General features: G+C 74.0%; 14 protein-coding genes. 13 read left to right on the top strand and 1 reads right to left on the bottom strand.

The window, feature by feature from the left end; all coding sequences use genetic code 11:
• Position 1: 1 nt before the first annotated feature.
• From map to rplQ, 10 genes are all read left to right on the top strand, one after another.
• On the top strand, positions 2 to 838 hold the full coding sequence (gene map, locus ABD158_RS15820) for a type I methionyl aminopeptidase (protein WP_344008544.1): 837 nt from the start codon (positions 2 to 4) through the stop codon (positions 836 to 838).
• A gap of 69 nt (positions 839 to 907) precedes the next feature.
• Complete coding sequence (locus ABD158_RS15815) at positions 908 to 3,490, top strand: FHA domain-containing protein (RefSeq protein ID WP_344008543.1); 2,583 nt, start codon at positions 908 to 910, stop codon at positions 3,488 to 3,490.
• Positions 3,491 to 3,536: 46 nt separating this feature from the next.
• Positions 3,537 to 4,589 carry an LLM class flavin-dependent oxidoreductase gene (locus tag ABD158_RS15810; RefSeq protein WP_344008542.1) on the top strand — a complete coding sequence of 351 codons (1,053 nt, stop codon included), beginning with the start codon at positions 3,537 to 3,539 and terminating at the stop codon, positions 4,587 to 4,589.
• Positions 4,590 to 4,847: 258 nt separating this feature from the next.
• Positions 4,848 to 5,069, top strand: coding sequence for a translation initiation factor IF-1 (gene infA / locus ABD158_RS15805; RefSeq protein ID WP_240239214.1), 222 nt, complete (start codon positions 4,848 to 4,850; stop codon positions 5,067 to 5,069).
• Between the two features lie 58 nt (positions 5,070 to 5,127).
• On the top strand, positions 5,128 to 5,241 hold the full coding sequence (rpmJ, locus tag ABD158_RS15800; RefSeq protein ID WP_299050523.1) for a 50S ribosomal protein L36: 114 nt from the start codon (positions 5,128 to 5,130) through the stop codon (positions 5,239 to 5,241).
• Between the two features lie 179 nt (positions 5,242 to 5,420).
• Positions 5,421 to 5,795 (top strand): 30S ribosomal protein S13, encoded by a 375-nt coding sequence (gene rpsM, locus ABD158_RS15795; protein WP_344008541.1) that lies wholly within the window; start codon positions 5,421 to 5,423, stop codon positions 5,793 to 5,795.
• 77 nt (positions 5,796 to 5,872) lie between these two features.
• Positions 5,873 to 6,280 carry a 30S ribosomal protein S11 gene (rpsK, locus tag ABD158_RS15790; RefSeq protein WP_344008539.1) on the top strand — a complete coding sequence of 136 codons (408 nt, stop codon included), beginning with the start codon at positions 5,873 to 5,875 and terminating at the stop codon, positions 6,278 to 6,280.
• A 38-nt stretch (positions 6,281 to 6,318) separates the two neighbouring features.
• Positions 6,319 to 6,927 carry a 30S ribosomal protein S4 gene (gene rpsD, locus ABD158_RS15785; protein WP_344008538.1) on the top strand — a complete coding sequence of 203 codons (609 nt, stop codon included), beginning with the start codon at positions 6,319 to 6,321 and terminating at the stop codon, positions 6,925 to 6,927.
• A 142-nt stretch (positions 6,928 to 7,069) separates the two neighbouring features.
• Positions 7,070 to 8,089 carry a DNA-directed RNA polymerase subunit alpha gene (locus ABD158_RS15780; RefSeq protein ID WP_344008537.1) on the top strand — a complete coding sequence of 340 codons (1,020 nt, stop codon included), beginning with the start codon at positions 7,070 to 7,072 and terminating at the stop codon, positions 8,087 to 8,089.
• 101 nt (positions 8,090 to 8,190) lie between these two features.
• On the top strand, positions 8,191 to 8,886 hold the full coding sequence (rplQ, locus tag ABD158_RS15775; RefSeq protein ID WP_344008536.1) for a 50S ribosomal protein L17: 696 nt from the start codon (positions 8,191 to 8,193) through the stop codon (positions 8,884 to 8,886).
• Between the two features lie 70 nt (positions 8,887 to 8,956).
• On the opposite strand, the gene ABD158_RS15770 is transcribed toward rplQ, so the two are convergent.
• Entirely contained in the window at positions 8,957 to 9,337 is a 381-nt protein-coding gene (locus tag ABD158_RS15770) for a GntR family transcriptional regulator (RefSeq protein ID WP_344008535.1), read from the bottom strand.
• Positions 9,338 to 9,377: 40 nt separating this feature from the next.
• Between ABD158_RS15770 and ABD158_RS15765 the strand changes: the two genes are divergently transcribed.
• From ABD158_RS15765 to ABD158_RS15755, 3 genes are all read left to right on the top strand, one after another.
• On the top strand, positions 9,378 to 10,370 hold the full coding sequence (locus ABD158_RS15765; protein WP_344008534.1) for a PfkB family carbohydrate kinase: 993 nt from the start codon (positions 9,378 to 9,380) through the stop codon (positions 10,368 to 10,370).
• Positions 10,371 to 10,468: 98 nt separating this feature from the next.
• The gene (locus tag ABD158_RS15760; protein WP_344008533.1) at positions 10,469 to 11,599 is read left to right on the top strand and encodes a glycoside hydrolase family 43 protein; all 1,131 of its coding nucleotides are present in this window, start codon (positions 10,469 to 10,471) and stop codon (positions 11,597 to 11,599) included.
• A 43-nt stretch (positions 11,600 to 11,642) separates the two neighbouring features.
• The gene (locus ABD158_RS15755) at positions 11,643 to 12,350 is read left to right on the top strand and encodes a maleylpyruvate isomerase family mycothiol-dependent enzyme (RefSeq protein ID WP_344008532.1); all 708 of its coding nucleotides are present in this window, start codon (positions 11,643 to 11,645) and stop codon (positions 12,348 to 12,350) included.
• Positions 12,351 to 12,434 lie beyond the last annotated feature (84 nt).

Below are 12,434 nucleotides of genomic sequence, written 5' to 3'. Positions count from 1 at the left end.
CGTGGTCGCGCCGCTGCTGCGGCGGCTGCGGGGGATCGAGCTCAAGACCCCCGAGCAGGTCCGTGCGATGCGGGTCGCCGGGCTCGTCGTGGCCGACGCGCTGGCGGCGCTGCGGGACGCCGTCGTGCCCGGGGTGACGACGGCCCAGCTCGACCGGCTCGCCGAGACGGTGATCCGCGACGCGGGCGCGACCCCGTCGTTCCTCGGCTACCAGGGCTTCCCCGGCACGCTGTGCACCTCCGTCAACGACGTGGTGGTCCACGGCATCCCGGACGACACCGTGGTCCGCGAGGGTGACCTCGTCTCGCTCGACTGCGGGGCGATCGTCGACGGCTGGCACGGCGACTCCGCCCTCACCGTGGCGGTCGGCGACGTGTCGGCCGCCGAGCAGCACCTCGTGCGGGTGACCGAGGAGGCGATGTGGGCCGGGATCGTCGCGGCCCGCCCCGGCGCGCGCGTCGGTGACGTCTCCCACGCCGTGGAGAGCCATGCCCGCGCCGCCGGCCTGACGGGGATCGTGGCGGACTATACCGGCCACGGCATCGGGACCGCGCTCCACCAGCCCCCCGACGTCCCCAACGTGGGCCGACCCGGCCGGGGCGTCCGCCTCGAGGTCGGGATGGTGATCGCCGTCGAGCCGATGCTGACCCTCGGGGAGCCGGACACCGACCTGGACGAGGACGGCTGGACCGTCCGCAGCGCCGACGGCACGCGCGCCGCCCACAGCGAGCACACGGTCGCGCTCACGGAGTCGGGGCCCTGGGTGCTCACGGCCGCGGACGGTGGCCGCGACGCGCTGTCGCGGCGCGGCGTCACCCTCAGTCGGGACGCGGTGTAGCGACCGGGCCCGCGGGCGGCGCCCGTGGTCTAGCGTGACCTCCGAGGCGGACCAGGGGGGACACACTCGATGACCGATCAGCAGCACGCGGGCCCACCGGCCGGCGCCGGCGGGCCGTCCGTCCGGGTGACCCACCCGGGCGGCAGTGCCGTGCTCGGAGGCCCGTCGGTGACCATCGGCCGCGACGGACGCTGCGAGGTCGTCGTCGCCCACGACGACGTGTCGCGTCGCCACGCGGAGCTCCGTCGGTCCGGCGAGGGATGGTTCCTGGTCGACCTCGGGAGCACCAACGGCACCTGGGTCGACGGCCAGCGCATCAGCCACCTGCGCCTCGACGGGCACCCGGTGCCCGTGCGGCTGGGCGGGCGCGAGGGCCCCCTCGTCGAGGTCCAGGCCCTGGGCGCCGGGGTCGCACCCTCGCCCGTCGCGCCGCCGGCAGGCCCGCCGGGCGGTCCGTCGGGCGGGGCGCCCGGCGCGCTGCCGCCGACCCCCGCGTGGGGCAGCCCGCAGGCCCCGCCCCACCCGGCGACCCCGCCGTACGGGGCGCCGCCACCGTGGCAGGGCCCCCCGCCGCAGGGCCTCCCGCCGCAGGGCCTCCCGCCGCAGGGTGCCCCGGCGTACGGGGAGGGCCACCGGGGTCGGCCCGGGGGGGACCCCGGACGACCGGTCGTCGCGCCGCCCGGGCTCGTGGCCCACGGCCACACGGTGCTGCCGGACGCGCGCCCGGCCGGTCCGGCGGTGCTCACCATCGGCCGCAGCCGCAGCAGCGACGTGTTCATCGACGACCCGCTGGTCTCGCGCCAGCACGCGTCGCTCGAGCTCGGCCCCGTCCAGCCCGTCCTGCGCGACCTCGGCAGCTTCAACGGCACCCACGTCAACGGCGCCCGCATCACCGGCGCGGTCGGGCTGCGCGGCGGCGACGAGGTGGCCGTCGGCAACCAGACGTTCGTGTGGGACGGCTACCAGCTCGTCTCGCGCGCCGGGCGCAGCGACCTCACGCTCGGGGTCGAGGGCCTGACCCACGTCGTCAAGGGCGGCAAGCGGCTCATCGACCAGATCTCGTTCCAGCTGGAGCCCGCCACGCTCACCGGGGTGATCGGCCCCTCGGGCGCCGGCAAGTCCACGCTGCTCGGCGCCCTGACCGGGCTCAACCCCGCCTCCCACGGCAACGTCGTCTGGCAGGGCCACGACCTCTACACCCACTACGACCAGATGCGGTTCCAGATCGGCCTGGTGCCGCAGCAGGACATCCAGCACCCGCAGCTCACCGTCCGGCAGGGCCTCACCTACGCCGCCCGCCTCCGGCTGCCGCCCGACACCTCGCCCGAGGAGCTCACGTGGCGGGTCGACGGCGTCGTCGCCCGCATGCAGCTGCAGCGGCAGGTGGACAACCGCATCGGCACGCAGCTCTCCGGGGGGCAGAAGAAGCGCGTCTCCATCGCCACCGAGCTGCTCACCGCGCCTCCCCTGCTCTTCCTCGACGAGCCCACCTCGGGGCTCGACCCCGGCCTCGACCGCGACGTGATGCTCCAGCTGCGCGACCTGTCCGACGAGGGGCGCGTCGTCGTCGTGGTCACGCACTCCGTGCTCGCCCTCGACACGTGCGACAACGTCGTGGTCCTGGCGCCGGGCGGTCGCGTCGCCTACTTCGGACCCCCGTCCGGCGTCCTGGCGCACTTCCGGTGCGCGACCTACCCCGAGGTCTTCGACCTCCTCGACGAGCCCGACCTGTGGCAGCGGATCCCGCCGCCGCCGGGACCGCCGGGCGGCCACGCGTCGGCCGCCGGCGCCAACAGCGCGGTCACCCCGCCGCCCCCGCAGTCGCTCACCCGCCAGCTCGGGACCCTGGTCCGGCGCAACCTGTCGCTGCTCCTCGCCGACCGGCTGCTGCTCGCGATGCTGCTCCTGATGCCCCTGGTGCTCGGCGGGCTCAGCCGCCTCGTGCAGGGCGACGCCGGGATGTCGATGGCCGAGGCGGGCCTCAGCATGGGCGAGGCCCGGCAGCGGCTCACGATCCTCGTGGTCGCGGCCGCGCTGATGGGGGTCGCGGTGACGATCCGCGAGCAGATCAAGGAGCGGGCCATCTTCAAGCGGGAGTACGCCGTGGGGCTCTCACCCGGCGTCTACCTCGCCTCCAAGATCCTCGTGCTCGGCGTCGCCTGCTTCGGACAGGGCGTGGTGGTGACCGTCATCGGCACGGTCGGACTGCCGGGCCCCGACGACGGCGGGGTGCTCGGGCTGGGCACCGTCGAGCTCACCCTCGCGATCGGCGCCCTGGCCTTCACCATGGCCGTCACCGGGCTGGCGTGCTCGGCCGCGGTGACGAGCTCGGAGCAGACGATGCCCATCCTCGTCGGTCTGGTGATGGTGCAGCTGGTGCTGTCCGGGGCGTTGTTCGACGTCGACGACCGGCCGTTCCTCGAGCAGTTCGCCTGGCTGGCCCCCGCGCGCTGGGCGTACGCCGCCGCCGCCTCCTCGGTCGACATCCACGGGCCGCTCGAGCAGCAGCCGGGCGCCGTGCCCGACCCGCTGTACTCCTCCACGGCGGGCCAGTACCTGGGGGACATGCTGATGCTCGGGGTGCTGTGCGCGGCCACCGTGGTCGTCGCCTTCGTGCTCACGCGCCGCAGCGCGACCGCCCCCGACCGCTGAGGGAACAGCAGCCCCCCGCGCGTCGTTGTGCCGGGTGATGACTGACGTGACCACGACCGACGTGATGCCCGCCCTCTCCGTGCTCGACCTGGTGCCCGTGCGCAGCGACCAGACCAGCCCGGACGCCGTCGCGGCGGCACGCACGCTCGCCCGCACCGCGGACGAGGCCGGCTACCGCCGGTTCTGGGTGGCCGAGCACCACAACATGCCGGCCGTGGCGGCCACGAACCCGCCGGTGCTGATCTCGATGCTGGCCGCCGCGACGACGCGGATCCGGGTGGGCTCCGGCGGCGTCATGCTGCCCAACCACGCGCCCCTGGTCGTGGCCGAGCAGTTCGCCCTGCTCGAGGCGGCGTACCCCGGTCGCATCGACCTGGGGCTCGGTCGCGCGCCCGGCAGCGACCCGGTGACGAGCTGGGCCCTCCGGCACGGCGGGGGAGGGGTCGAGGAGGACGCGGCGCAGCGCTTCGCCGACCACGTCGACAACGTGCTCGCGATGATGGCGCCCGAGGGCGTGGGCATCCGGGCCGGTGGGTCCACCCACGCGCTCCGGGCCACGCCGCGGGCGACGTCGGTCCCGGACGTCTGGCTGCTGGGGTCCTCGGACTTCTCCGCGCGGCTGGCCGCCCGCAACGGGATGCCCTACGTCTTCGCGCACCACTTCGCGGGCCAGGGGACCGCGGAGGCCCTCGAGCTCTACCGCTCGCAGTTCCGTCCCAGCCCCGAGCTGGCCGAGCCGCGGACGTTCCTCACCGTCAACGTCGCGGTCGCCCCCGACGCCGACGAGGCGCGCCGCACCGCGCTGCCCCAGCTGCTCGCGATGCTGTCGCTGCGCACGGGCGGGCCGCTGGAGCCGCAGCTGCTGGTGGAGGAGGCGGAGAAGGTCGAGCTGCCCGCCCCGCACCGCGAGATGCTCGAGGCGATGGCCGAGCGCTGGGTGATCGGCGACCCCGTGAGCGCGCGCCGGCGCCTGGTGGAGCTCGCGACCCGGTACGAGGTCGACGAGGTCATGGTGCACCCGGTCGGCGGGGCCTTCACGGGCACCGAGGCCGACCGCTCGCCCGCCCGCGAGGAGACCCTGCGACTGCTCGCCGCGTGAGGCGCACCCGCCGGCCCGGCGCGGGCCGCTGCGGATTACCGGTCGTGGGCCCCCGTGACCTAGAGTGATTCCTTGGCCCCACGTGGGCCTGTCTCGTGGCGCCCAGCGGCTGCCCGCCTCGTGCGGGATCGGGAGTCACGTGGCCGTTCCACGAGGTCCGTCCGCCTCAGCGTCGCCACCCGGTGACGGGAGGCGGGGAGGTTCTGCGGGCCAACGGTAGACCAGCACCCCATCCGACGAGTCGAGACAAGCGAGGACATGCCGAAGAAAGAAGGCGTGATCGAGATCGAGGGCACCGTGATCGAGGCCCTGCCGAACGCGATGTTCCGCGTCGAGCTGAGCAACGGTCACAAGGTCCTCTCGCACATCAGCGGCAAGATGCGGCAGCACTACATCCGGATCCTCCCCGAGGACCGCGTGGTGGTGGAGCTCTCGCCGTACGACCTGTCCCGCGGGCGGATCGTCTACCGCTACAAGTAGGGCCGCCAGAGCGCCCTGCTGCTCCACCGACCAGCCGATCCCGAGAGGACCCTCCGCCGTGAAGGTCAAGCCCAGCGTCAAGAAGATCTGCGACAAGTGCCAGGTGGTCCGCCGCCACGGCCGCGTCATGATCATCTGCGACAACCCCCGGCACAAGCAGCGCCAGGGCTGAACGCAGCCGATCAGCAGCTCCCGCACCACCGCAGCACAACTCCATCGCACGACGTGATCGCTGACCCGGGGCAGCCCCGGGCCACCCACCTCCGGAGCAGGGGCCGGAGCCCGCAGCACGACCGCGGGACGCGACACGCCTCGACACCCCTGTGAGACCCGAAGGGACACCGCCAGCACATGGCACGCCTCGTTGGAGTCGACCTCCCGCGCGAGAAGCGCGTGGAGATCGCTCTCACCTACATCTACGGCATCGGCCGTACCCGCTCCCGTCAGCTGCTCGCCGCGACCGGCGTGGACCCGGACACCCGGGTCCACCAGCTGGGCGACGACGAGCTGGTCAAGCTGCGCGACGAGATCGAAGCGAACTTCAAGATCGAGGGTGACCTGCGCCGCGAGGTGCAGGCCGACATCCGTCGCAAGATCGAGATCGGCAGCTACCAGGGCCGCCGCCACCGCCAGGGCCTGCCCGTGCGTGGCCAGCGGACCAAGACCAACGCGCGCACCCGCAAGGGCCCCAAGCGCGCCGTCGCCGGCAAGAAGAAGGCCAGGTGACCTCCGTCGTCCCCGCCACCGGCGCGGGACGACGTCGCAGCACCTGACCGACCACCACCCAGCACAGGAGCGAACGCATGCCACCCAAGAGCCGCAGCGCGGCCGGCGCCAAGAAGGTGCGCCGCAAGGAGAAGAAGAACGTCGTCCAGGGCGAGGCTCACATCAAGAGCACGTTCAACAACACGATCGTCACCATCACCGACCCCACCGGGGCGGTGATCGCGTGGGCCTCCGCCGGCACCGTCGGCTTCAAGGGCTCCCGCAAGTCCACGCCGTTCGCCGCGCAGATGACCGCCGAGGCGGCGGGCCGTCGGGCGATGGAGCACGGGATGAAGAAGATCGACGTCTTCGTGAAGGGCCCGGGTTCGGGCCGCGAGACGGCGATCCGGTCGCTGGGTGCGATCGGCCTCGAGGTCGGCACCATCCAGGACGTCACGCCCACGCCCCACAACGGATGCCGGCCGCCCAAGCGGCGCCGCGTCTGAGCCCCGTCGACCCCAGCACCCCGAGGAGCACCTGAGACATGGCCCGCTACACCGGCCCCATGACCAAGAAGTCGCGCCGACTCGGCGTCGACCTGGTGGGAGGCGACGCCGCGTTCGAGCGACGCCCCTACGCGCCCGGCCAGCACGGCCGCGGTCGCATCAAGGAGAGCGAGTACCTCCTGCAGCTGCGCGAGAAGCAGAAGGCCCGCATCTCGTACGGCATCCTGGAGCGCCAGTTCTTCAACTACTACGCGGAGGCCTCGCGGCGCACCGGCAAGACCGGTGACAACCTGCTCCAGCTGCTGGAGTGCCGCCTGGACAACGTCGTGTACCGCGCCGGCTTCGCCCGCACGCGTCGCCACGCGCGCCAGCTGGTCAACCACGGCCACTTCCTGGTGAACGGCAAGAAGGTCAACATCCCGTCGTACCAGGTCAGCCAGTACGACATCATCGACGTCAAGCAGAAGTCGCTCGAGACCACGCCGTTCATCGTGGCTCGTGAGACCCACGGCGAGCGCGTCGTCCCGGCCTGGCTCCAGGCGCTGCCCGACCGCATGCGGATCCTCGTGCACCAGCTCCCGGTGCGCGCGCAGATCGACGTGCCGGTCCAGGAGCAGCTGATCGTGGAGTTCTACTCCAAGAAGTGATCCCCGCCCGCCGGCCCCCGCGACCCGGGGGCCGGCGGCGTCACCACGGCTGCACCGCCACCCACCGCAGCCACGCCTCGCCTCCGCCGCCACGCAGTTCGGGCCCGTCAAATAGTGGGTGGGCCCGGAAAGGACAGAACCAGTGCTCATCGCACAGCGCCCCACCCTCTCCGAGGACGTCGTCGACGACTTCCGCTCGCGGTTCGTCATCGAGCCCCTCGAGCCCGGCTTCGGCTACACCCTCGGCAACTCCCTGCGCCGGACGCTGCTGTCGTCCATCCCCGGCGCGTCGGTCACCAGCATCAAGATCGACAACGTGCTCCACGAGTTCTCGACCATCGAGGGCGTCAAGGAGGACGTGACCGAGGTGATCCTGAACCTCAAGTCGCTGGTCGTCTCCTCCGAGCACGACGAGCCCGTCACCATGTACCTGCGCAAGTCCGGCGCGGGCGAGGTCACCGGCGCCGACATCGCGCCGCCGGCCGGCGTCGAGGTGCACAACCCCGACCTGGTCCTCGCGACGCTGTCCGACAAGGGCCAGCTCGAGATGGAGCTGGTCGTCGAGCGCGGTCGCGGCTACGTCTCCGCCGTGCAGAACAAGGGCGCCGACAACGAGATCGGGCGCATGCCGGTCGACTCGATCTACAGCCCCGTCATGAAGGTGACCTACAAGGTCGAGGCCACCCGTGTCGAGCAGCGCACCGACTTCGACCGTCTCGTCATCGACGTCGAGACCAAGCCGTCGATCCGCCCCCGCGACGCGATCGCCTCGGCCGGCAAGACCCTCGTCGAGCTGTTCGGGCTGGCCCGGGAGCTCAACGTCGAGGCCGAGGGCATCGACATCGGTCCCTCGCCGGTCGACGAGCAGCTGGCCGCCGACCTGGCGCTGCCGGTCGAGGACCTGCAGCTCACCGTCCGGTCCTACAACTGCCTCAAGCGCGAGGGCATCCACACCGTCGGCGAGCTGATCAGCCGGTCCGAGCAGGACCTGCTGGACATCCGCAACTTCGGTGCGAAGTCCATCGACGAGGTCAAGGCCAAGCTGGTCGAGATGGGCCTGTCCCTCAAGGACAGCGCGCCCGGCTTCGACCCGACCGCCGCCCTCGCGGCGTACGGCGACGACGACAACGACGACGCCTACGTCGAGGACGAGCAGTACTGAGCACCACCCGCCCACCGCACGTCACCCACTGAGGTCGCTCCCACCCGGGAGCGGCCGACTACCCCGGTACCTGGAACGGCCGGAGGAGTTGGAGAAGAACCATGCCGAAGCCCACCAAGGGCCCCCGTCTCGGTGGCAGCCCCGCCCACCAGCGGCTGATCCTGCGCAACCTCGCGACCTCGCTGTTCGAGCACGGCAAGATCACCACCACCGAGAAGAAGGCGCGGGTGCTGCGGCCCTACGCCGAGAAGCTGATCACGAAGGCCCGCAAGGGCGACCTGCACAACCGTCGCCTGGTCCTGCGCGAGCTCTTCCCGAGCGTCGACCGCGCCGCCGAGGCCGAGGGGGTGCACGTGGTCAACAAGTACCCGCAGCACCGCCTCTTCACGGAGATCGCGCCGATGCTGGCCGACCGTCCGGGCGGCTACACCCGCATCACGAAGCTCGGCCCCCGCAAGGGCGACAACGCGCCGATGGCCGTGATCGAGATCGTCACCGACGCCTACACGCCGTCCAGCGGCACCAGCAAGGAGACGACCGTGAGCAGCAGCGACGACACCGCCCCCGCCCCCGTGGCCACCACGGACGAGCCGACCCTGGTCGACGAGTCCGCCCGCGAGGAGGAGGCCGGCGAGGCCCCCACCGCGCAGGACGCCACCGGCGGGGAGTCCGGCACGGACGCGGTCGTGGAGGAGGCCTCCGCGGAGGCCGAGCCCGCGGCCGGGACCGACGACCCCGCGACGCAGGCCGCCGCGGAGGACGCCGCCCCCGCGAGCGAGGACGACAAGAAGAGCTGACCCCCAGCGCTTCGTCGCCGACCCGTCGTCCCCCCGGACGGCGGGTCGACGTCATTCCCGGGGTGTCACGTCAGCGGGTCGCCTCGGGGTCGTTCCAGGTGCGGGCGACGAGCGCGGCGGCCTCGTCGGCCCCGACCCCGGCGCGCCGGGCGGCCGCGACGTAGGCGGCCACCGCCGCCGCCAGGTCGATCCCGCCGCTGCTCCGCGCGACGAAGGTGCCGCGACGGCCCTCGGTCACGACGACGCCGTCCGCCTCGAGCTCGCGGTAGACCCGCGCGACGGTGTTGACGGCGAGACCCTGGTCGGCCGCGAGGCCGCGGACGGTGGGCATCCGCGTGCCGGGCGCCAGCCGCCCGTCGGCGGCGCGGGCCGCGATCGCCGCTCGCAGCTGCTCGTACGGCGGTCGGGGGTCGTCGGGGTCGGCGACGGGCAGGTCCACGGGGGCGTCCACGCCGTCACGCTAGCCGGGGGCCGTGCGGTAGAAACCACCCATGAGCCACCCCGATGCCGCGACCGCCGTCCCCACGGTGCTGGTCGTCGGCGAGGCGCTGGTCGACGTCGTCCGCGCCGACGACGGCACCACCACGGACCACCCGGGCGGCAGCGCCGCCAACGTCGCGGTCGCGCTGGCACGCCTGGGCCGGCCGGTCCGGTTCGCGACCTGCTTCGCCGACGACCGCCTGGGTCGGCTGCTGGCCGACCACCTGGCCCGTGACGCCGTGGGGCTCGCCGCGGAGCCCGGGGCGGTGGTGGACCACACCTCCTCGGCCGTCGTCACGCTCGCGCCCGACGGGTCCGCGACCTACGAGTTCGACCTGGACTGGCGCCTGGGCCCCGTGGAGGCGGGTCCCGGGACCGTCGCCGTGCACGCGTGCTCGCTGGGCGCCGTGCTCGAGCCCGGCGCCGCCGACGTCCTGGCGCTGGTGCGGGCGCTGGCGCCCCAGGTCCTGGTCTCCTACGACGTCAACGTGCGCGCGGTCGTCACCGGCACCGGGGCGGACGTCGTCGCCCGCGTCGAGGCGCTCGCGGCCCTCTCCGACGTCGTCAAGGCCTCCGACGAGGACCTCGCCCACCTCTACCCCGACCGTGACGTGACGGCCGGCGCCCGTCACGTGCTCGGGCTCGGCCCGGCGGTCGTCGTCCTGACGCGCGGGGCCGACGGTGCGACGTGGGTCGCCGCCGACGGGGAGACCTCCGTGGCGGTCCCGCGGGTCGTGGTCGCCGACACGATCGGCGCGGGCGACACCTTCTGCGCCGCCGTCGTCGACGCCCTGTGGTCCCGTGGTGCCGTCGGGCCCGGGGCCCGCGAGGCCGTCCTCGCCCTCGACCACAGCGCGCGGGCGGACGTGCTGACCCGCGCCGCGGCCGCGGCGGCGGTGACGGTGTCCCGCCCCGGCGCGGACCCGCCGTACGCCGCCGAGCTGGCGGGCGGGCCGACCTCGCGGCCCGCCGCACCCGGTCGCGGTCCGGACCCGATCGGGTGAACCGCTGTCGGCCGGCGGCGGGGTGACCTAGCCTGGCCCGGCGCCCGACCGCTTCCCCCGGTGCGTCGCCCGCCGCCCCCGAGAGCCAGGACCGCCCCGTGATCCCTCCCCGCCGACGAGCGCCGGGCCGGCGCGCGACGCTGCCCGCGACCCTCCTCCTGACGCTCGTCCTGACGCTGCTCGGCGCCCTGGCGCCCTCCGGCGCGGGCGCCGCCAGCGACGTGCCGCGCACCAACACCGAGCGCTTCTACGCCGGCGAGCCCTACACGGGGATGTTCGCCGACCCCGCCGTCATGCGGGTCGGCGGTCGCTTCTACGCCGTGGCCACCAACCACGACGGCCTCAACCTGCCCCTGATGAGCTCCACCGACCTGCGCACGTGGCGGCCGCGGGCGCCGCTCACCGACTACCGCCGGTGGACCGACTGGCGCGGCTACAACGACGCCCTCCCGGGCCGACCCGCGTGGGCGGCGTCCATCGCGACCACGTCCAAGCCCCAGTTCAGCCAGTGGGCGCCGTCGGTGGCGCGGGTGAAGGGCCGCTTCGTCGCGGCGTACTCCGCCGCCCAGACGCTCGAGACGCCCCGCCGGCCGCGTCGCAGCTGCATCGGGCTCGCGGTGGCCGACCGCGCCGCCGGGCCGTACGTGCCGGTCTCGCGGGAGCCGACCGTCTGCTACCCGCCCTCCCCGCGCGGCGTGATCGACCCCGACCTGCACGTCACGCCGGACGGCACGGCGTACCTGCTGTGGAAGCAGGAGGGCGTCGTGGACCGCTCCGAGCCGAAGCTCATGGTCCAGCGGCTGTCCGCCGACGGCCTGCGGCTCAAGGCGGGCTCGCGGCCGGTGGAGCTGCTCCCGCTCGTGCGCGGCACGTGGAAGGGCGGCGTCATCGAGAACCCCTCGATGGTGCGTCACGGGGGCCGGACCTACCTCTTCTACTCCGCCCACGACTGGTACTCCGCGGACTACGCGACCGGGTACGCCGAGTGCGCGGGCCCGCTCGGACCGTGCGTCGACCGCACCCACGCCCGCCCGCTGCTGGCCTCGGACGGGGCCGTCAAGGGCCCCGGGGGGGCGGACGCCTTCACCGACCGCGAGGGCCGGCTGCGTCTCGCGTACGCGGCGTGGGACCCGGGGCGCGTCGGGCCCGGGGGCACCCACGCCCGGATGCTGCACGTCGCGCGGCTGCAGCGGGTCGGGGGAGCGCTGCGCGTCGCCGAGCGCGGCTGAGACGGGTACGGCGGGCTCGCGGGGTGCTGGCTACCCTCCCCGTGTGAGCGACACGGACGAGGCGACCCGCGACGAGGTGCAGCAGTGGCGTGAGGCCCACGCCAGGGTCGTGGGACTGACGACCGGCCTGTCGCCCGACCGGGCCTCGACGCCGGTGCCGGCCTGCCCGGACTGGAGCGTCAAGGACCTGCTCGCCCACGTCGTGGGCGTGGCCGCGGACGTGGTGGGCGGCGACGAGCCGGACGACCACAACGAGGCGTGGACGCAGGCCCAGGTCGACGCGCGACGCGACGCGGACGTCGCGGACCTGCTCGCCGAGTGGGCCGGTTCCGCGGAGCGGCTCGTGGCGTGGATGGGCGAGCACGGGACCCGGCCGCTCAACGACGTCGTGATCCACGAGCAGGACCTGCGCGGCGCCCTGGGGGAGCCGGGCGCCCGGGACACGACCGGGCTCCGCACGATCCGCGACCGCATGGCCGCCCGGTTCTCCACGGCTGCGGAGGCCCTGCCGCCCCTGCTGATGGTCGAGCACCGCGACGACGACGTCGAGCCCTGGCACCACGTCACGCGTGGCTCCGAGAACGACGCCGCGGTGGTGCTGTCCGCGGACGGCTTCGAGCTGTTCCGCGCACTGACGTCCCGCCGCACCGCGGAGCAGGTGCGCGCGATGACCGTGCGCGGCGACGTCACGCCGTACCTGGACGCGCTCGCCGGCCTGGGTCCGCTGCCCGACCGGCCGCTGCCGGAGTAGCCGACCCCGGACGGTCCGCCGACCGTGTAACGCCCGCGGCGGCTCGGGGCAGGAGGAGGGTGAAGCCCCCTCGGGGGACCCTCC

The sequence above is a fragment of the Nocardioides lentus genome, assembly GCF_039529515.1.
In the GTDB taxonomy this organism is placed as follows: domain Bacteria; phylum Actinomycetota; class Actinomycetes; order Propionibacteriales; family Nocardioidaceae; genus Nocardioides; species Nocardioides lentus.
This window is presented reverse-complemented; position numbering and strand designations above follow the sequence as displayed.